Origin of the sequence: Prochlorococcus marinus, from assembly GCF_001180245.1 — a bacterium.
Taxonomy (GTDB): Bacteria; Cyanobacteriota; Cyanobacteriia; order PCC-6307; family Cyanobiaceae; genus Prochlorococcus_A; species Prochlorococcus_A marinus_F.
In genome coordinates, this window is sequence record NZ_CVSV01000131.1 from 296,449 (window position 1) to 316,116 (window position 19,668).

General features: G+C 32.5%; 22 protein-coding genes. 13 read left to right on the forward strand and 9 right to left on the reverse strand.

All coding sequences use genetic code 11. The features are described from left to right. Positions 1–18: 18 nt before the first annotated feature. The 5 genes from AMO19_RS06865 (at position 19) to AMO19_RS06885 (ending at position 5,470) form a co-directional block, all read left to right on the forward strand. A complete protein-coding gene (locus tag AMO19_RS06865) occupies positions 19–1,131 on the forward strand; it encodes an aspartate/ornithine carbamoyltransferase family protein (protein WP_257008977.1) in 1,113 nt (370 codons plus the stop codon). A 4-nt stretch (positions 1,132–1,135) separates the two neighbouring features. Further along, positions 1,136–3,148, forward strand: a complete 2,013-nt coding sequence (gene asnB, locus AMO19_RS06870) for an asparagine synthase (glutamine-hydrolyzing) (protein WP_075507843.1) — start codon at positions 1,136–1,138, stop codon at positions 3,146–3,148. A 94-nt stretch (positions 3,149–3,242) separates the two neighbouring features. Next, the gene (locus tag AMO19_RS06875) at positions 3,243–4,520 is read left to right on the forward strand and encodes a M20 family metallo-hydrolase (RefSeq protein WP_075507844.1); all 1,278 of its coding nucleotides are present in this window, start codon (positions 3,243–3,245) and stop codon (positions 4,518–4,520) included. Next, the gene (locus tag AMO19_RS06880; RefSeq protein ID WP_075507845.1) at positions 4,521–5,207 is read left to right on the forward strand and encodes a DUF1028 domain-containing protein; all 687 of its coding nucleotides are present in this window, start codon (positions 4,521–4,523) and stop codon (positions 5,205–5,207) included. 128 nt (positions 5,208–5,335) lie between these two features. Then, a complete protein-coding gene (locus AMO19_RS06885) occupies positions 5,336–5,470 on the forward strand; it encodes a high light inducible protein (protein ID WP_011376693.1) in 135 nt (44 codons plus the stop codon). Positions 5,471–5,717: 247 nt separating this feature from the next. Here the strand turns inward: AMO19_RS06885 and AMO19_RS08315 are convergent, their stop codons facing one another. Next, positions 5,718–5,864, reverse strand: coding sequence for a hypothetical protein (locus tag AMO19_RS08315; RefSeq protein WP_179850519.1), 147 nt, complete (start codon positions 5,862–5,864; stop codon positions 5,718–5,720). Positions 5,865–6,087: 223 nt separating this feature from the next. Between AMO19_RS08315 and AMO19_RS06890 the strand changes: the two genes are divergently transcribed. Then, positions 6,088–7,011 carry an alpha-amylase family glycosyl hydrolase gene (locus AMO19_RS06890; RefSeq protein ID WP_075507846.1) on the forward strand — a complete coding sequence of 308 codons (924 nt, stop codon included), beginning with the start codon at positions 6,088–6,090 and terminating at the stop codon, positions 7,009–7,011. A gap of 45 nt (positions 7,012–7,056) precedes the next feature. Here the strand turns inward: AMO19_RS06890 and AMO19_RS08585 are convergent, their stop codons facing one another. Both AMO19_RS08585 and AMO19_RS06895 read right to left on the reverse strand, forming a co-directional pair. Beyond that, the gene (locus AMO19_RS08585; RefSeq protein ID WP_179850532.1) at positions 7,057–7,206 is read right to left on the reverse strand and encodes a hypothetical protein; all 150 of its coding nucleotides are present in this window, start codon (positions 7,204–7,206) and stop codon (positions 7,057–7,059) included. A 134-nt stretch (positions 7,207–7,340) separates the two neighbouring features. Further along, complete coding sequence (locus tag AMO19_RS06895; protein WP_011862700.1) at positions 7,341–7,442, reverse strand: DUF4278 domain-containing protein; 102 nt, start codon at positions 7,440–7,442, stop codon at positions 7,341–7,343. A gap of 305 nt (positions 7,443–7,747) precedes the next feature. Here AMO19_RS06895 and AMO19_RS06900 point away from each other — a divergent pair, with 305 nt between their 5' ends. Continuing rightward, positions 7,748–7,942, forward strand: coding sequence for a hypothetical protein (locus tag AMO19_RS06900; protein ID WP_025894292.1), 195 nt, complete (start codon positions 7,748–7,750; stop codon positions 7,940–7,942). On the opposite strand, the gene AMO19_RS06905 is transcribed toward AMO19_RS06900, so the two are convergent. Both AMO19_RS06905 and nrdJ read right to left on the reverse strand, forming a co-directional pair. After that, positions 7,939–8,205 (reverse strand): RNA recognition motif-containing protein, encoded by a 267-nt coding sequence (locus AMO19_RS06905; protein ID WP_075507847.1) that lies wholly within the window; start codon positions 8,203–8,205, stop codon positions 7,939–7,941. The two genes, AMO19_RS06900 and AMO19_RS06905, sit on opposite strands and share 4 nt — an antisense overlap. An 88-nt stretch (positions 8,206–8,293) precedes the next feature. Then, positions 8,294–10,627 (reverse strand): ribonucleoside-triphosphate reductase, adenosylcobalamin-dependent, encoded by a 2,334-nt coding sequence (gene nrdJ, locus AMO19_RS06910; protein ID WP_025925185.1) that lies wholly within the window; start codon positions 10,625–10,627, stop codon positions 8,294–8,296. A gap of 134 nt (positions 10,628–10,761) precedes the next feature. On the opposite strand from nrdJ, the gene AMO19_RS06915 reads away from it, so the two are divergent. From AMO19_RS06915 to AMO19_RS06925, 3 genes are read left to right on the forward strand one after another with little or no spacing between them, the layout of a single operon-like run. Further along, positions 10,762–11,457: a class I SAM-dependent methyltransferase gene (locus AMO19_RS06915; RefSeq protein ID WP_075507848.1), complete on the forward strand. Its 696-nt coding sequence runs from the start codon at positions 10,762–10,764 to the stop codon at positions 11,455–11,457. A gap of 31 nt (positions 11,458–11,488) precedes the next feature. Next, on the forward strand, positions 11,489–13,126 hold the full coding sequence (locus AMO19_RS06920) for a peptide chain release factor 3 (protein ID WP_025934975.1): 1,638 nt from the start codon (positions 11,489–11,491) through the stop codon (positions 13,124–13,126). A 51-nt stretch (positions 13,127–13,177) separates the two neighbouring features. Then, positions 13,178–13,852, forward strand: a complete 675-nt coding sequence (locus AMO19_RS06925; protein ID WP_075507849.1) for a CPP1-like family protein — start codon at positions 13,178–13,180, stop codon at positions 13,850–13,852. On the opposite strand, the gene hslO is transcribed toward AMO19_RS06925, so the two are convergent. Beyond that, on the reverse strand, positions 13,847–14,755 hold the full coding sequence (hslO, locus tag AMO19_RS06930) for an Hsp33 family molecular chaperone HslO (RefSeq protein WP_075507850.1): 909 nt from the start codon (positions 14,753–14,755) through the stop codon (positions 13,847–13,849). The two genes, AMO19_RS06925 and hslO, sit on opposite strands and share 6 nt — an antisense overlap. Beyond that, positions 14,745–15,392 carry an ABC transporter ATP-binding protein gene (locus AMO19_RS06935; protein ID WP_075507851.1) on the reverse strand — a complete coding sequence of 216 codons (648 nt, stop codon included), beginning with the start codon at positions 15,390–15,392 and terminating at the stop codon, positions 14,745–14,747. Before AMO19_RS06935 ends, hslO begins: the two co-directional genes overlap by 11 nt. A gap of 83 nt (positions 15,393–15,475) precedes the next feature. Between AMO19_RS06935 and AMO19_RS06940 the strand changes: the two genes are divergently transcribed. The 3 genes from AMO19_RS06940 to AMO19_RS06950 are packed head-to-tail and all read left to right on the forward strand — an operon-like array spanning position 15,476 to position 17,452. Then, entirely contained in the window at positions 15,476–15,919 is a 444-nt protein-coding gene (locus AMO19_RS06940; protein ID WP_011818170.1) for a DUF3531 family protein, read from the forward strand. A 9-nt stretch (positions 15,920–15,928) separates the two neighbouring features. Next, positions 15,929–16,702: a 16S rRNA (uracil(1498)-N(3))-methyltransferase gene (locus AMO19_RS06945; protein ID WP_075507852.1), complete on the forward strand. Its 774-nt coding sequence runs from the start codon at positions 15,929–15,931 to the stop codon at positions 16,700–16,702. A 6-nt stretch (positions 16,703–16,708) separates the two neighbouring features. After that, positions 16,709–17,452, forward strand: a complete 744-nt coding sequence (locus tag AMO19_RS06950; RefSeq protein WP_075507853.1) for a TIGR00297 family protein — start codon at positions 16,709–16,711, stop codon at positions 17,450–17,452. A 15-nt stretch (positions 17,453–17,467) separates the two neighbouring features. Here the strand turns inward: AMO19_RS06950 and AMO19_RS06955 are convergent, their stop codons facing one another. Beyond that, on the reverse strand, positions 17,468–18,112 hold the full coding sequence (locus AMO19_RS06955; protein WP_075507854.1) for a GDSL-type esterase/lipase family protein: 645 nt from the start codon (positions 18,110–18,112) through the stop codon (positions 17,468–17,470). Positions 18,113–18,161: 49 nt separating this feature from the next. Next, complete coding sequence (locus tag AMO19_RS06960) at positions 18,162–19,664, reverse strand: PhnE/PtxC family ABC transporter permease (RefSeq protein ID WP_075507855.1); 1,503 nt, start codon at positions 19,662–19,664, stop codon at positions 18,162–18,164. Positions 19,665–19,668: the final 4 nt, after the last annotated feature.

Here is a 19,668-nt window from a genome sequence, read left to right on the forward strand (position 1 = left end):
TTTTGGAACTTTAATATTTTGGGATCATGTAAAGTAAGAACCTTACATAAGGAAAAATCATTTTCTTTTTCAAGAATCGGACCTGATATTTACGGCTCCACTCATCCTCAGAATTTATTATCTGAAATAAAGGAAAGAGCGGAATTTCTATATGAGTTATTGGACAGGCATGTAATTTCCATAGACCCCTTCAGTAAAGATTGTCTTCTACAACTTTTCAGGCTGGCTGCAAAATTCGAAAGTAACCCAAACAGATATATTTCCCATAACAGTCCCCTAAAGGGAAAGATACTCATAAATGCCTTCTATGAACCAAGCACCAGAACAAGATTATCGTTTGACAGCGCATGGCATAGGCTGGGCGGCGATTCAATAAATATCACCGATAAAAGTTCCACTGGAATTGCCAAGGGAGAAACCCATCTGGATATTGCTCATATGTTTAATAATTACGGTGACTGCGTTGTCCTCAGAGAAAGTGACAATGAGGCGATCTTTGAAATGACAAAATCATTGAGAATTCCAATAATCAATGCCGGTAACGGAATCGATGAACATCCCACTCAGGCGATGTCTGATCTTTATACGATTTTTAAATGGAGACCGCATCTGGTTAACAAATCAATTGATGATAGTGAAAAAATAACCATTGGTATCATCGGAGTTCCATCACGTATGAGAACAGTCAGATCTCTTTTGAAATTATTCTGCAAGTTTCCATATTTTATAAAAAAAATTATTGTTATTTATGATGATAAATCAATTGATCAGAACGATTTATTTGATGAAGGCCAGCTTGAACAACTTATCGAATCTGATCTGAAGATTGAGCTGGAGACGGATATGCAAAAAGTGTTGCCTTCCCTGGACGTTACCTATATAAATGCAATTGCATGGGTGGGAGAAAATTATGAGGTTCATGGAAGTTCATTTAAATTGCACAGTGAGTTGCCATTTAAAAAAGATTCCATAATATTGCATCCACTTGCTCGTGGTTCTGAATTATCAACATCATTGGATCAGACCTCGAAAAATTGGTATTTTGCTCAGTCAAGAGGAGCGGTATTTGTAAGAATGGCATTACTTACCTGTCTGATGGATAGAACAACAAGAGTGATGGATGTCGTTTAAATAGATGTGTGGAATAGGCGGGGTTTTTAATAAATCAAAAGATAAATCTGTTGAACCTCAGACTCTTGTAAATATGGCGGCTATTCAAAGCCATCGTGGACCTGACGGTTTTGGATATAAATTATCAGATGATGCTTCTGTAGGATTCTGTCATGCGAGATTATCGATAATAGATTTAAATGAAAATCGAGCCAGACAGCCTTTTGTCGGTGGTGCCGAAAATCAGATTCTGATGGCGCATAATGGTGAATTTTATGACTTTCAAAGAATCAGGGCTGATCTTGTTGCACAGGGCGTAAGCTTTTCTTCAAAAAGCGATTCGGAAATATTGCTTAGGCTTTATGAGAAATATGGCATTGATGAATCATTATCTTATCTGCGAGGAGAATTTGCCTTTTCATTGTTTGATGCAGAACAGGATTGTCTTTATCTTGTAAGAGATCGTTTTGGGATTAAACCTCAATACTGGATTGAGACCGATGATTCCTTAATATTTGGCTCTGAATTAAAAGTATTATTCGCCCATCCATCAGTTGAAAGAAAATTTACAGGTGAAGGACTGGTTCATCAATTGATGCAGGTAATGGTACCTGGCTCTACAGCATTCGCCGGTGTTAAACAAGTTAAACCCGGATATATCCTTAAGTTCAAAAGAGTAAATAATAAATTTCAGATAACAGAGGAAAAATTCTGGGATATAAATTTCCCTAAGAAAAACACTTATGAAAGAGATAAAAGTGAAAAATATTTTATTGAAAATATTAGAAAAGAATTGTTGAGAGCCGTTGAATTAAGAATGGTCGCTGATGTTCCTGTCGGCTGTTATTTGTCCGGTGGAATTGATAGTTGCTCAATTTTGGGATTGGCTTCTGCCATAAGTCAAAAATCAGTAAAGGCATTCACGATTGGCTTCAGTGATGAAAGATATGATGAAACTTCGATAGCAAAAGAGATGGCTGATGCCACAAATGCAGATCATGAGATTTTAAAAATAAATGGAGATGATCTGTATGGGAATTTTGAAAAGGTTCTATGGTTTACTGAAAGATCTATTTATAACACCCTTGCAATTGCAAAGTACCTTATGAGTAAAAGAGTGAATGAGCTCAATTATAAGGTCGTTATGACAGGAGAGGGCTCAGATGAATTGTTTGGAGGCTATCCCGCTTTTAGAAAAGATATGTATACCTATGGCGTCGGAATTTCTAATTCAGAATCTGAGAATCTTAAAGAAAACCTGGAAAATTCAAATGATATTTTCAAGGGCGCGATGCTAGCTAATAAAGAAATAAGTAATAAATCTTTCAAGGAATTTTTAGGATTTACGCCAAGTTGCCTTCAACCTTGGCTTGCATGTGAAACTTATGCGAAAAGTCTAGTCTCAAGTAAATATAAAGAGATAACGGAAACTTATGATCCCGGGGCGGCAATTTTTGGGGAACTTGACCTTGAACAGTTAGAAAATAGATACGCAATTGATCAGGCTCAGTACGTTTGGATGAAGACTATGCTTGAGGGCCAAATTCTCACATGGGGTGGAGATAGAGTGGATATGTCAAATTCAATGGAAGCCAGACCTGCATTTTTAGATCATCACCTAGCTGAAGCTGCCGTTGCTGTTCCCCCTGAATTAAGGATTAAAGACAATGTTGAGAAGTATGTTTTAAGAGAAGCTATGTCAGGATTGCTGCCTGAATCACTATATAAACGTGAAAAATTTCCTTTCATGGCTCCCCCTTCCCATGCAGATAAAGATAATTTAAGTTCTATGCAGGAAATTGTGAATGAATTTTTAAGTCCTGAAAGGATAAGAGAATTTGGAATCTTGGATGAAACAGAAGTAAATGATTTGCTGAATAAATTTTTTAGTTCAGAGCTTGATGCCTCAGAAAAAGTACAATTGGATGCAATAATCAATCATCTTTTAAGCGTTCAGATCTTATATAAGATTTTTATAATTGAGGATATCCCTGATAAGGCTCAAAAGATGGCTGATAATTTGGGCTGGAAAGTTTGAATTCGTTTCTTAAATTAATTTCTGAAAAGGTGTAAACCAATACAGGTTTTATTTGAAAAATAAGAGACCTTAAATAGGTTTAAGTAATAGAAGTATGAGTTATAGCGCTGGGTTAAACATCCTAGAGCCACAGGTAATAAATAGGGAGAGAATCCAAGACTTGATAAATTCTTTTTCTTCAATCGGAGCTTCTGAGAATGGTTCTGTTTCAAGAAGAGGTTTTTCTGATGAAGATATATATGCAAGAAATTTTTTTATGAAAACCCTTAAGGAATTAGGTTTGAAAATAAGAATTGATACTGCTGGAAATATTATTGCAAGATTAGATGGGCATGATAATAATCTACCTCCCATTGTTACTGGATCTCATCTCGACACTGTTCCAAAGGGAGGTAAGTATGACGGAACTTTAGGAGTGATTGCAGGAATTGAAATTGCTTTTTTTCTTCAGGAAAATGACATTAAATTAAATAGACCATTTGAAATAATTGTCTTTGCTGATGAAGAATCGACAATGATTGGTTGTAAGGGCTTTACAGGTAATTTATCTGTTAAAGAAGAAGATTTTGTTACCAGTAATTCTTGCTCAATAATTGATAATCTCTCTCGGATTGGTGGAAATTGGCTTGAGATTAAAAGTGCGGCAAGAAGTAAAAAAGATATATTCGCTTTTCTTGAATTACATGTTGAACAGGGAAAGGTACTTGAGGATGGTGGTTTGGATATCGGAATTGTTAATGGAATAGTAGGTCAAAAAAGAATAACCGTTAGGGTTAAAGGTCAGGCAAATCATGCAGGAACTACCCCGATGTCAAATAGAAATGACGCACTTTTGGCCGCCTCTAAAATTATTGTTGGCATTGAACAGATAGCTAAAACTACTTCTGAAAGTGCAGTCGCAACTGTTGGTAAATTGAAACTACATCCCAATGCGGCAAATGTTATTCCAGGAGAGGCAGTATTCACAATAGATATGAGAGATTTGGATAAAGATGTGATTGGGAAAATGAGCTTAAGAATTGAGAATCTATGCTCAGAAATTCAAGAAGGTACTGGATGCGTAGTACAGATAGAACCTCAATTTGAAGTGATCCCCACTAAGTCATGTCCTAAATTAGTGAGCTCTTCATTTCATGAATCTGAAAAGTTGGGATTTAAAACTGGAATCTTACCAAGCAAAGCAAGTCATGACTCACAAGAAATAGGAAGGATCTGTCCTATGGTTATGATTTTTGTTCCAAGCAGAAATGGTCTGAGTCATTCCTATAAGGAATATACTTCTCTTGATCAATGTGCTAATGGTATTGAGGTTTTATTGAATACAATATTTTCCATTGATAAGAATTTTTTAGACAAGCCTCTAACGATATAAATGACATTTTCAATTATTGGTTTTGATCCTTTAAAAAATAGATTTGGTGTTGCAGTTTCTTCTTGCCATATAGCTGTTGGCTCAACAGTTTCATTCGTTAGATCACAGGTTGGTGCTGTTGCAACTCAAGGGCAAACTAATCCTTATTTAGGAATAAGAAGTCTTGAGTCACTCCAATCCTGCTCTGATTCGAAAATAGTTTTGGAAGATTTAATTAAAGAAGATTTTGGCAGAGAAAAAAGACAGGTTCACTTAATTGATAAGTACGGGAGAAGCGCATGCTGGACAGGTCAAGAATGTTTTCAGACAAGCGGACATATTAGTGGAGAAAACTTTTCTGTAGCTGGCAATTTTCTAGAGAATATTGAAGTTCTTGAGGTGATGGCTGATGTTTTCAAACAAAGTGATCCAAATATTAAATTAGGGAAAAGACTACTTGATGCTCTTAATGCAGGAGAAAGTGTAGGTGGAGATAAACGAAGCCTCCGCTCAACCTCAAGCGCTCTAAAAGTTAGTGGAGAACTAGGCTTTCCTCTTTTAGATCTGAGAGTTGATTATCATGATTCCTCTGTAGATGAACTAATTAGAATTTATAAACATAGTCAAAGTGAATGGGCCCAGAAATGGAGAGACTCAATGAATGACCTGCCTGAAATGAATATGAAACAGGAATTTAGAGTCGCGTAAGCTTTAATAAGTTCAGCTTATAGAGAATATGAGAGTAAGTAATTATACTCACACTTATAATTTTTAATTATTAGATTTGTTTCAAGATTGCATTAGGAAGCGTCTTAGCTAAACAACTAACCAAACAAATGAACGAAACAAAAACTGTTGAGAAGGAAAAAATCGTAGCTGAGAAGCTTAACGGTAGATTTGCGATGATTGGCTTTATTGCGCTTATTGGCGCATATCTAACAACAGGACAAATTATTCCAGGATTTGTATAAATAAATGGATTTTATATCTAAAAGACAAGGATATGTACCCCTTAAGGTGGTTCCATACATATTCTTTGTGGCAGTTGTTTTAAGCATCACAACAACTACAATCGTATAGTTTTTAAAAACTTGCATCGTCATGGAAGTCAGCTAGTAGGGATACGGGCTGACTTTTTTAATTGATATTGAATAAGTGATTTGGAAGAATTTAAGTGTATTTGAATGGATTTTTACTTTAAATTACTAGAAATATTATTCAATTTTCACATCTTATTAAGTCTATACAGTTTGGATGATTATTTATATACTTATTAAGTTCCATTGCTAATGTTCTAGCCTCGTAAGCGTCAGAAGCATAAAAACAATTTTCTAATCTTATATTTTGAGAATCACGGTAATGCACTGTATACGGCTTCAACATATCGTTTATTTTAATTTGCTAAAAAGCAAATATTCTACATATCAACCATGCATATATTTATAAATTAAAAGTACATCTTTTGTTGTTATCAAAATATATTCAATTAATTTATGTATTTAAAGATACTTATAAAGTCTTTAAAATTTCACACTGAGTATGTTTTGAATCTAATTATTTAGATTTTAAAAATTTATTATATTTAAAAATGCCTTTAAAAGATAACAATAATCCAACTTTAAAACTACCATCGTGGGTTGAAAATGCAGTTGTTTATCAGATTTTTCCAGATCGATTTAAAAGAAGTAAAACATCATATAAAAAGAATAATTTTGAATTTATGAATTGGGAAGATCCCCCAGACTTACAAGGTTTTCTGGGAGGAGATTTATTCGGCGTTATAGAAAGATTAGATTATCTAAAAGGAATTGGAATCAATTGTATTTATCTAAATCCAATTTTTTCTTCAGCAGCTAACCATCGTTACCATACCTATGATTATTTTAAAGTTGATCCTATTTTAGGAGGGGATGAGGCACTTTACTCTCTAATTGATGAGGCGCATAAAAGAGATATTTTTATTGTTTTAGATGGTGTATTTAATCATTGTGGCAGAGGTTTTTGGCCTTTTCACCACATAATTGAGAACGGTAAAAGTTCTCCCTATAAAAATTGGTTTAAGTTACATGAAACTCCATTTAAGGCGTATCCAAAGGAGAATGAAACCTGCGGTTACGATTGTTGGTGGAATGATCCTGCATTACCTAAATTTAATTTTGAAAATAAGGATGTGGAAGATTTTCTTTTATCTGTTGGGAAATACTGGGTTGAAAAAGGTATTGATGGCTGGAGATTAGATGTGGCAGAAGAGATCCCTTTTTCTTTTTGGGATAAATTTAATTATGAAATGAAAAGAATTAATTCAGAAGTTTGGGTTGTAGGAGAAATTTGGGGTGATGCTAGAAAATGGTTAAATAAAAAATATTTTGATGGGGTGATGAATTATCGAGTTGGATGGAGCACTATATCTTGGGTCGCCGATTTTAAGTTAAATTCTCCCTATAAAAATTCTTTTTACCCATTAAAAAATTTAACTTCTAAAGAATACATTAATATCTTTAGCTACATTTAGTCCACAAAATGAGTCCACAAAAATTTAGTCTGCTTTCAAAAAAAATCACCCAAAGTTGACATTTTGTTGAAATAAACCAAATAAGTTATTCCCAACTATGGCAGCGATTATTAAAACGAAGGCAACTATGGCGAAAAGAGCACTAACATCTTTTATGTCATAAGGTGCTTTAAATAAAGGTTTTTGGTCTACCATGGTTATCTAAATATACAAATGCAATTGAATCATATTATTTTAATGCTTGGGAGAAGTATTAAGTTATTTTTTGTCTAAGAATGGACAATAAAAAAGCCACTAAGAGTGGCTTTTTCTATTTAATGGTTAAATAACTAGCTTGTGTAAGCTTTTCCTCTATAAGTTAGTTCATTGTGCTGCTTTTTAGCTGCTTCTTTGTTCTGGACGTACTTTTGTCCTCTGTAAATTAGAGTCATTTTTTAAGCTCCGGTTTCGCTTAAGTCCCCGTTCCATGGCTTAAGTCGATTTGCGGCTTGCTATATGCAAGTTGAACGTTTTGGTAGCGGTTGCTACAAATTTACAATAACATCTACTTAAATTATTTGTCTAGGTTTTTAATAAATAAACTTAATATATTAATGGTAGATTAGGTTTCTGATAAAAATATTTATCATAATCACAGCGCAATTGCTTACAGGTTACATTTTGTTCGTTTTTGAGAACTATTTTTTATTTAATGAACTTTTAAATGTAAAATTCTTAAGATTATAAAATTTGTTTTATGTTTTCTAGAGGCAAAAAACCTACAGTAAAAAAATCTGCAATAGTTGAAGAGACTCCATTATTTGCTCAATTATTACCATTCGCAAACAGAATGAATGATAAGGTTCAATTGGTAAATGCTTTGGCTTTCACTTTTATTATGGGATTCTCAATTTTTGGAATTGCTCTATGGAAACTATCAGGGCTGACCTAATTATTTAATTTTTGCAAAGAATCAATTTTTGATTCTTTGTTTTCAATTATGGTTATTAACCATCTAGAGGCTAGACCTCTGGATATTGATCTATTTTTTAGAAATCTACATATATATACGTGTAGATTTTTTTCGTTTTTTGAGTTAAATTTTTCCTCAAAATCTAAGATATCCTCCTCTGATGTTCTTTTTCTTAGCTCATCCACTAGTGCATGACTAGAGGAATCATTAAAAAAGTTCCCAATATTTAAGCTTAATGTCATAAATAATTTATGTCCCTATTTAAGAGGTAGCCATAAATTAAATTTTTAAAAACTAATTTATATTTTTTATTTACAAATAATTCAAAAATTAATCTTTTGGTTTAGCAAGAGGAAGTAAGCACTTATCTGAATCACAACCTGCTGGTCCTGCTTCAGATAGTTCTCCAACATCGTATTTATTAAGAGCGTCAAAGAAATCATTATTGACTTTCCTTTCTATTACTTTATTCTGCAATGATATATATTCCTCTTTACTTATTGGTTCAAAGGGTAATCTCGGGAAAGTAGCGTTAGCACTAAATCTAGCCAGCAATGCTGCTGAAATATATCCCTCATTATTTTCTATTGCATTATGAATAGCCTTAGCTAAATCCTCGATTTCATTTTCTCTAAATTCTACGGTTGCAGAGGTATTATGCTCTGTGTAAAATTTCTGCACTTGCATGTAAAAATCAAATTGAGCTAATGCTGAGAAATTATTGATGTCTATTTGGTCGGCGCCGTCTATATTTGCCCAACTAACTTCTGTGGGGATTTCAACTAACCATTCTGTACATCTTGGATCAAATGGATTATCGAGCAAGCAACCATTTTCATCTTTATCAGATTGAGATGGAACAACTGAGTAACCATAATCCATGCAAGCTAAAGCGATTGGGTCATTTTTCCTGAAAGTTATTCTTCTTATGAATCTTTGAGCCTTTGGAGGATGCCAACCTGGAGCTGCTCCAGTAAGAAGACTTTTAGTTCCAGCTGGCTGAACTGTTGTGCATCTATTTGGTCTCCTTAGATTATGCTTATCACAATATTCCCATACAGTTTCTTTTACTATTTTTCTCCAAGAATCTAAGAATTTAGCTTCCTTTTCTTTGAAGGCCTTCCCTTCTTCGCTATTTGGCCTTCCTGCTTCCCACCATTTCAACCATGGCGTCCCAAAGGCATGGACACAAAAATCAAATAATCCAGTGAAACTTACTCCTACGATAGGATCATATTCCCTACTTTTTCTGTAACGCTCAACTTCAAATTCATGATTAAGTAAGCATGCTACAGAAAGAGCGGCTGCTTTAAAAGCTTTTTTTTGCTCTTCAAAATTTCCTGGATCAATTTGATTTAAATGAACTTCAGCCAAATTGCAATGGAAATCATTTCCCAAGATCTCCCCACAAGGGTTAAGTCCATATCGGCTCATCCTGTGGTCTAACTCTTCTTCTGAAAAAGGACCATAACTACTATTTATCCAATTTCTCGCTTCATCCTTGCCTTGTTCTGAGTAGATTTCAATAAATTCCTTTCTCAATTCATCATCTTTGAGAATATCTGCATTTGACCTCGCGATTGCTTCAGGTGCAAATTGAATGGCTCCCTCACCTGAATGGAATTGTTTTGTTACTGCATCCAAAACAGTTTGGTAAGTGGGTTTTGTATGGTAAACCCTAGTATGATTGGCCATTCTGAGGGCATCTTTTTCAGGATCTATTCTCCAATTACCATTCTCATCTTGACTCCATAAATTTTCTTTTGCTGATGCGGCTTCCTTATCATCTGAAGCAAATTGTCTCATTCCAGCACTTCTTCTTATATTCCCAGCAACTATGGTTACTGCAGCTTCATCAATTAATAAACAACACTCTACTGTACTTAATTTCCTACCAATTGCCTTTCCAAGAAGTGATGCGACTCTAGAGTAAAGATCTTTCAATTTGATAGGATTTGCCATACCACCAAAACCTTTTAATGATTCTCCCGCAGGCCTAATATCTTCCAAATCAATATAAACATCAATTTCTCTTTCAAGACTCTCGTTACTTGATGCCTCAAGAAGATATTTATAACTATCTACCCATCCTCTTCTGCTATCTCCAACTTTGATATGTAGATCTTTTCCTTTAATTTCTAATGATGACTTTTCTTCTCTTTGATCTTTAGGAGTTATTCCAACTTCACTGACTGATTTAATGTTTATTTTGTTAATTACCGTAGGTAGATTATTTATAAAATGAGGCTCAATTATTGCACCTGTTCCACATCCCATCATTGCTAAGTCCATCATTAATGCGAAGGCTTCCCAATCAATTAAGTTTGTTGAGGTACAATTGTATGCCCCTGAGAAATTTTGGTTCTTATTAATCCAAGGGGTTCCGCCTATCCATAACCATCTTCCTGAAGGTTGAGCTTTTTGGTTACTTTGCATCTCTCTCATTAGGATTAATTCTTCTTCAGACAGTTTTCCTAATTCTTTTAATCCCGATAAATTCCTTTCGCCTACTTCGCTCCAGTTCTCCCTTTTGCCAGATGAAGTTTTTCTACTATAAGATCTAAAAAAAACTGGGTAAGCAGCTGGAGCAGTCTTTGGAAAATCATCTTTTTTAAGATTATTGGAATTGCTCTCTGAAGAAGCTTTATTTGGTGCAACAGTCACGATAAAAAAAACGTATGTAAATAACCCGTACTGGAAGAATAACTCTACCTGTGGCGTCTGCAACTATTCTTACCACTATTTAACGGTTTGTGTAGAATTATGTTTAATATGAAATCTTTGTTTCAAGAAAGGATATGGAAAGAGTCTCCGAACCTGAATTAATGGAAGAAAAAGAGCAGGTCATTTCTTATGACGAAGCTGATTTTTCAGAAGGGGAAGTTAATCTAATTAATCAAATAAATCAATATCTTTTGAAAAAAAATATTTCTTTAGGTGAAAAAGATTTAATAGTTGATTTAGGATGTGGCCCAGGAAATATTTCTGAGAAGTTAGCAATAAAATGGCCTAATACTGCAGTCTTAGGAGTAGATGGTTCTAAAGAGATGATTTTGAGAGCAGAATATAATAAAAGTATTTCTAATAATCAAAAAAAATTAAAAAATTTACGCTACATTTGTTCTGACATCAAAGACATTAAATCAAATAATTTTTTATTTAAAAAACGAATTAGTTTACTTGTAAGCAATAGTTTGATTCATCACATTACCAATCTTGAAGATTTCTTCAACACAATAAGAATTTTATCTAGTAATATTACTGTAAATTTTCACAAGGACTTAAAAAGGCCATTAGATGAAAAGTCTGCTTTAGAACTCAAAGCAAAATGTTCAACTAAATACAATGAGATTTTAACTAATGATTATTATGCATCTTTAAAAGCTTCTTATACTTTTAAAGAGTTAAGAAATTTCATCTTAGAGAATGATCTATCCTCTTTAGATGTGTTTGAGGAAGGTGAAAATTATTTAATAGTCTATGGTAATGTTTAAGAACTAAGTGAAAGGCCCTTATATTATATAAATGAGCTTAGGTACTAAAATTCTAAATAATAAAGAAATACTGGATGCGGTAAATAAAAGAAGAAATTTTGCTATTATTTCACATCCTGATGCTGGGAAAACGACTCTTACCGAGAAGCTTCTTTTGTATGGAGGTGCCATTCAACAGGCAGGAGCAGTAAAAGCTAGAGGTAATCAGAGAAAAGCCACCTCAGACTGGATGGAACTTGAGAAACAAAGAGGTATTTCTATTACATCAACTGTATTACAATTTGAATATGAAAGATCTGTAATTAATCTATTAGATACACCAGGACACCAAGATTTCTCCGAAGATACTTATAGAACATTAGCTGCTGCTGATAATGCAGTTATGTTGGAAGATGCTGCTAAAGGACTAGAACCTCAAACTAGAAAATTGTTTGAAGTTTGCAAGATGCGAAAAATACCAATATTTACTTTCATAAATAAAATGGATAGACCAGGAAGAGAGCCATTTTCTTTACTTGATGAAATTGAATCAGAACTTGGATTAAATACCTTACCTATAAACTGGCCAATTGGGAGTGGCGAGGAATTTAGGGGGGTTATTGATAGATTTTCGAGAGAGGTGATTTTATTTGATAAAGCAGTGAGAGGGAAACAATCGAATGAGAAAAGATTAAGTCTTGAAGATAAAGAGCTATCAAAATATGTAGAGAGAGATTTACTTGAAAACTCACTTGAAGAATTGGAGGTTCTTGATGAGGCAGGATCTAAATTTGAAAAAGAAAAAGTTTTTAATGGCTCTTTAACCCCAGTTTTCTTTGGATCTGCCATGACTAATTTTGGCGTAAGGCCATTTTTAGATAGTTTTTTAAAAATGGCACAAAAACCAACTTCAAGAAATAGTAATAAAGGGGATATTGAACCTGCAAGCGATGAATTTAGTGGGTTTGTTTTTAAGCTTCAAGCAAATATGGATCCAAAGCACAGAGATAGGGTTGCTTTTATAAGAGTTTGTAGTGGCAAATTTGAAAAGGATATGTCAGTTAAACATTCCAGAACTGGTAAAACAATTAGATTATCAAGACCACAAAAAATATTTGGGCAAGATAGAGAAGTAGTTGATGATGCCTATCCTGGAGATGTTATTGGTTTAAATAATCCAGGGATGTTTTCTATTGGAGATACTCTTTATACGGGTGCTCATCTGGAATATGAGGGTATACCATCCTTTAGTCCTGAAATATTCAGCTGGCTAAGAAATCCAAATCCCTCAGCATTTAAAAACTTTAGAAAGGGTGTTAATGAACTACGAGAAGAAGGAGCTGTTCAGATTCTTTATGACTTTGATGAGAGTAAAAGAGACCCTATACTCGCAGCCGTTGGTCAATTGCAGCTGGAGGTAGTAACTCACAGATTAAAAAGTGAATATGGTGTAGATGCAAATCTTGAAGCAATGCCATATCAATTGGCTAGATGGATTTCTGATGGATGGCCAGCTATTGAAAAACTAGGCAGAATATTCAACTGTAAAATAGTTAAAGATTGTTGGAATAGGCCAGTTATTCTTTTCAAAAATGAGTGGAATCTAAATCAGTTTGTTGAAGACAATAATCAATTAAATTTAAACAAAGTTGCGCCCGTTGTTAGTGGAGTCGAACCAATTGTTTTATAAAGTCTTAATGGATTATAAAATTAGTTAATCTGTTAGTATTGGTAAAAAATTTTGGATTCAAACAATAATAAAAATAAAAACGAAAAATCACCTTATGAAATTTTAGGTGTAAAAGAAGGTGCTGCTTTTGAGGATATTCAGAAGGCTAGAGATATTAAAGTTAAAGAGGCTGGTGAAGACTTGATTTTAAAAGCGAAAATAGAATCTTCCTTTGATCAATTACTCATGGGTAGTTTGAAAGCCAGGCAATCAGGAAATGTAAGCTATGAAGCTGTGAGTGCCTCAAAAAAAGAAAAACAAATTAATCAATTTACCAATAATAACTTCCCACTTCTTTCTAAGATAAAAAATTTAAATAATAACTCTAACAATTCAAGTCAGTATAGTCTGCCAAAAATTACTACCCCCTCATTTGATAATCTTTCAATAAAAATATCTGTTGGGCTATTATTTTTAATTTTGTTATTTATCAGTCCAGACTCTAATAATAGACTTTTACTCTCTATCTCAACATTAATACTTACCTATACTCAAATTAAATCAGGGAAAAGATTTATAGGTTCTCTGGGTTGGAGTGTTACCTTTCTCTCAATAGGATTAATATTTGGTGGATTGCTTGAAAATAATTCTTTCATTCAGGAAGTATCAAACAACTCTTTATCAATACAAAAAATTCAAAGTATTCCAGCTGTGGTTATTTTATGGCTAGGCGTAATTTTTTTATGATTGATTTTCTATCATAGATTTAATTTCTTCATAATTTATAAGATATTTATTTTTACAAAATTCACAAACCAACTCTGCTTTGCCATCTTTCTTGAGAATGTCCTCTAACTCGCTCTTATCAAGCATTTTCATCGCATTTAAACTTCTTTGTTTGGAACACTTGCATTTAAAACTCACTTGTTGAGAACGAGCTTTTTCAGAGATTGATTTATCGTCAATATCGGGAAATATATTTCTAATTAACTCAAGAAGATTATCTTTTGACTTAAATAGATCTTCGCTGAAAGAATTAATTTCTTTACATCTTTCTTCAAGTAGTGAGACTAGCAGAGGGTCAGTATCTTTTTTAGGTAAAACTTGAGCTAATAAGCCACCACTACAAATAACACTTTTATTTTGAATTTTTTCTCCAATAAATACAGCAGAGGGAGTTTGCTCTGAATGATATAAATATGAAGCTAAGTCTTCAGCAATATTCCCATTTACTAATTCAACAGTGCTTGTAAAGGGTTCTCCAAATCCACTATCTCTAATTACATTTAAATATCCTGTACCTAATGCTTTTGTAAAATCAAAAGAATATTTATTATTATCTATTTTGACTAGGTCCAATTCTAAATTAGGATTCCCTACATAACCCCTAACTTTCCCGTCTCTACCTGCATCAACTAGTAATCCCTTTAAAGGTCCGTCAGATCTAACTCTTAAAGTGACTCTCCCATGCATTATTTTCATCGAGCTTGCTAAAAGCAGTGAAGCACTAAATGCTCTGCCTAAGATACAGGTGGTTAAGTAAGAAAGACCGTGTCTATTTTTTGCTTCTAAAGAAGATTCTGTTGTTAAGACCGCAACTAATCTTATTCCTCCATTTGCTGCAGTAGCCCGAACTATCCTATCCTGCATGATTTTCTTTCATAAAATTTTTGATTTTCCCTTTTTCCAAGAATAATATCCTAGAAGGAATTCCCTCAAATAAGGCAGGTTCATGAGTAACAATAATAATTGTATTTTTATTTTTTAACTCAAGAATTAAATTCTTCACATCATTTCTCATTGAATAGTCTAATCCAGCAGTTGGTTCATCAAGTAAAAGAATTGAGGGGTTTCTAAGTAGTTGAACTGCTACAGCTAACCGCCTTTGTTGTCCGCCACTTAGCTGTTCTGGTGGTTGAGTCAGATTAATTTTTTTCAAACCAACTTTATTTAAAACTATTTCTATATTTTTTTCTCTTAAAGATTTATGGCCTATTTTTAATTCTTTACCAATGGTTGTACCTATAAAGTATCTTTCAGGAAATTGGAATACTACTCCACAAAACCATCTTCTTTGTCTAGAGGACAAAATTTTATTCTTCCAAGTAATTTTCCCCTTTTGCGGATTTGTTAATCCGCTTATTATTTCGAGTAGCGTTGTTTTCCCAGAACCACTATTGCCGCAAATTAAAATGATTTCATTTTCATGAACTTTTAAATTTAAATTGTCTATTATTTTTCTTTCACCAGTTTGGGGTTGATAAGATATTTTTTTTAAATCAAGCATTATTAATTAAGTTATAGGTATGAATTTGAATCTAGTAATAACTTACTTATAATAGCTGTAGATCTAAAAAGATATTAGTCAATATGAATATTATTTTTAGGGAAGTTGATCCTTTTAATTGTTGGATATGGATCAGGTTTTCAGAATCACCAACTCAAGACGAAAAAAATTATTTAGATGGTGTTTTTGATAGTTGGTACGTTTTAGGAAGGTTAGGTGGATTTAATTCTGAAAATTTGCAAACTCATGAAGAGGGTTCCGATCTAAGTTGGATGTCCTATGATAATGACCAAAAAAATGCATCTCTTCCAGCCTTAATGCATAATTTAGGAATTATGGAATATCAAAATCTTTGGGGAAGATGTTGGGTTGATTTTGGAACTTCAGACTCCATTTCAATAGATATATTAATTAATTCTTTGAATGAGATATCAAATAATTATGTAAAGATTGAAGAGTTAATTATTGGGGGTGAAAATAATGATTGGTCAGTTGAAGAACATGAAGATTTAGTTTTCAAAGATTAAGTGTTTTAGATGGAAGACTTAATTAGATTAATTATTTCCCATAAAAGAATTGAAAATATTAAGAACAATAATTTAGAACTTTCTAAAGAAGAGGCTCATTATTTAAATAAAGTAATGAGGATAAAAAATGGTAAAAAAATATTTATAGCTAATGGAGAGGGTTCATTATGGAAAGCTATAAAAGTTAAAAATGATTGCTTAGAAATAATTAAATCAAATAAACCTTACTTATTTCAAGAACAAGAAATTAACTTATTAGGAATAGCTGTTGTTATACCAAAAAGTGGTTTTGAGGATATTTTAAAAATGTGTACTGAAATAGGAATTGATTATATACAGCCATTATTTTCAGAAAGACAGGTAAACAAAAATTTAAATTTTTCTAGAAAACTTTTGAGATGGAATTTAATTATCAATGAAGCTGTTGAGCAAAGTGAGAGATTGTGGAAACCATCTATTTTAAATGGAATGGATATTATTGAATGGCTAAAAAGTAGAGATAATCATGAAAGAGTTTCAATTTCTATAACTAGAGAAGAAACACTATATGACTTAAATCAATGGTTAAGAAAACAACAAGAATTTGGAAATAAAAAAGAAGGTATTTTTTGGAATGTAATTGGTCCAGAAGGAGGTTGGTCCGCTAAAGAAATTGATTTTTTTAAAGAAAATAATATTACCTTTGTTAAGCTTTCCGACACTATCTTGAGAACTTCAACGGCTAGTATTAACGCATCATCAATTCTAAATCAGTGGAGAATTGATTTGAAATTAAAGAATTAGATAAATATGGATTTAATTAGAAATCAATTTTTTATAGGTTTTTGCATTAATTTTATTTTGATTTATATTTTTTGCAGGATTCCTTTGATGACCAAAAGTGGTTGGGTAAGTGCAGGTATCTTAGGCACAATTTTGTGGGGATGTTTGTCTTGGCAGGGATGGATGTCAGTTGTAATTTATTTATTATTTGGATCCCTCGTTACCAAAATAGGTTTTAAATTTAAAAAAGCACAAGGAATTGCAGAAAAAAGAGGCGGGAGAAGAGGTCCTGAGAATGTATGGGGCTCAGCAGCTACAGGATTATTTCTTGCCATTATGACCAAATTTAATGCTGCCAATGTAGTGATGTTTAAAGTAGGTTTTGCTGCAAGTTTTGCTGCAAAGTTGGCGGATACTTTTGGTAGCGAAATTGGAAAAAGATTTGGTAAAGACACATACTTAATTACTTCACTTAAAAAGGTGGATAGGGGAACTGAAGGAGGAATAAGTATAGAAGGAACATTAGCTAGTGTTTTGGGATCAATATTTATGGCTTTTATAATGCTTCATTTATCAATTATTTCTACAAAATACCATTTTATAGTTGTTGTAGTTTCTGGATTCTTGGCAACACTTTCTGAAAGTATTATTGGTGCTAAATTTCAAAACAAATATAAATTAAGTAATGAATTGGTAAATGCTATTCAGACAAGTATTGCTTCTGTTTTTGCTATCTTTACTCTTATTTTATATTCATATTTTTTAAATTAATAATATTTGGAAAAACTAAGATTCCTTCCATTTTGTAAGAATCTCCCAGCTTTTAAGTCTTTGGAAAAGCCAGAAATGACCTTCGGAATTTAGATGAATTCCATCATGAGTAATCCAATTTTTACTCCTTTTATCAGAGTACATTTCTCTAAAAGTAGGAAGAAATGGGACATTCTGATTGAGGCATACTTCCTCCATTCTCCTTTCATAAGAATTACAAAAATCATTTGAGTACCATAGACATCCTGCGAACGGCATTTTGCTTTCGTCAACTGGTGTCAAACCAATAACAAATACATTTGTTTGAGAGTTCATTTCATTAATTAGCCTCTCTAATCCATATTCAAATCCATCTATATCTAATTGATGTCTTCCATTTATCTGACCAATTGCTGCAGTGTCGTTAAGACCTACATTTAGCAGGATTGCTTTAGGTTTATTTCTTCTCGTCTCTCCTCTAGATGACCATTCTTTTTCCCATCTAGATGAAACTTTTTCTATCCCATCTCCCCTAACGCCAAGTTGATAAATAACTGGACCATTTTGGTTATTAACCCAATCTTTTCTAAGCCTCTCACACCATCCACCACCCTCATTATCTCCCCATCCATAAACTGAGCTATCTCCAATTACAACAAGCTGTTTTGGTAAACTAATCACTATAACCGGAAAAAAATAATTACTTGATTTAACAAATTATTCTTACAAATCAAGTTAAACTATTTTTGATTTTACCATTTATTAATTCGCCAACTATTGCGATGGAGCTATAAGCTATCAAAACTATGGTGACTTCTTGCCATGCGAAGGAACTTAGTGATTCTTGCAATTGCCAACCCAGACCAACACTTCCAATAACCCCAACAATTGCAGTTTCTCTAATAATGATGTCAGATCTATAAGTGCAATATGCTAAGTAACTTTTTGCTTGTTGAGAAAATAAACCTAAAAGCCAACTAGTCTTTTTTGAGATTCCTAGAGATTTCATTGCAATATAATTTCTCTTGTCTTGGTTATCTAGATTTGTAAAAAGTAATTTGCTAGTAATACCAGCGTTGTGGAGACCTAATGTTAAAGCTGCTAAAGATAAAGAAGGATTATTAAAAGTTAATAGAGTTAGAAGTATTAAAGGTGTAGGTATTAAACGTAATAAAAATGCAAAAATTTTTATAAAAATTTTAGAACTATTGTTGTTAAAAATTCCTATTACTAATGGAGGTAAACTAATTGCGATTCCTGTTGATAAAAGACTTAAAATTATTGTTTCTAATATAAGTTTTAAGAAATCAAATAATCCTAAATCTGAGCTTGATTTTAATAGAGAACTAACGGAATTAAAATTTTCAAAATTATTATTAAAAATAAAATAAAGAAAATATGAAAATGAAAATAAAATTGTTATGAAAAAAACTGCAATAAAAAAAATAGATAGGATTTTATTTGTAGTATTAAATTTTATTTTTTTGAATATTATTCCAGAAAGAATTATCAAAATTGCTAAGGACCATAAATAAGTCCATAACTCTCTAAAATTCAAAGCTTGGAAAGATAAAAAAATACTGGTACCTATTCCTCCAATCCCAAAAAGTCCTAAAATCACCGTACTTCTTATTGAACACTCTAATCGATATATACCAAAGTTTTTAAATGTATTTATTATTGGATTCCATATTAAAGTTAGTAAAGAAGAAAATTTAGGTGCATTTATTTGATTTATAGATTCAAAACTTTTGTAGTCAATAGTTTCTAATTGTTCAGCAAAAACTTTTGAATTTACAGCAATATAAGGTATGCATATAGCTATTATTCCTATTGAAAAATTTATTCCATATATTTGCATTAATAATATTCCCCAAACTACTTCATGAATAGATCTAATTATTGTTAGAAAAAACCTTATTACGCGGGAGAAAAAATTTGGAATATTAAAGATTTTACAAAAAATATTTGAGGATATTATTCCAAAAATTGCTCCAAAACTAATACTTACTAACCAACTAAAAAAACCAATTAAGATAGTTTCATTTAATCGATTAATTACGGTAATAATAATTTCATTATCGATCTTGGGATTAAATGCAGAAATTAAGAATTCTTGGAATAATTTAAATCCTCCCAAATGAATATTGTTTATTAATTGATACCCTAGAGGTATGCATACCAATATTGGAAGAAAAGATAATGAGGTATAGTTTAATTTTAATTTATTCAACTAA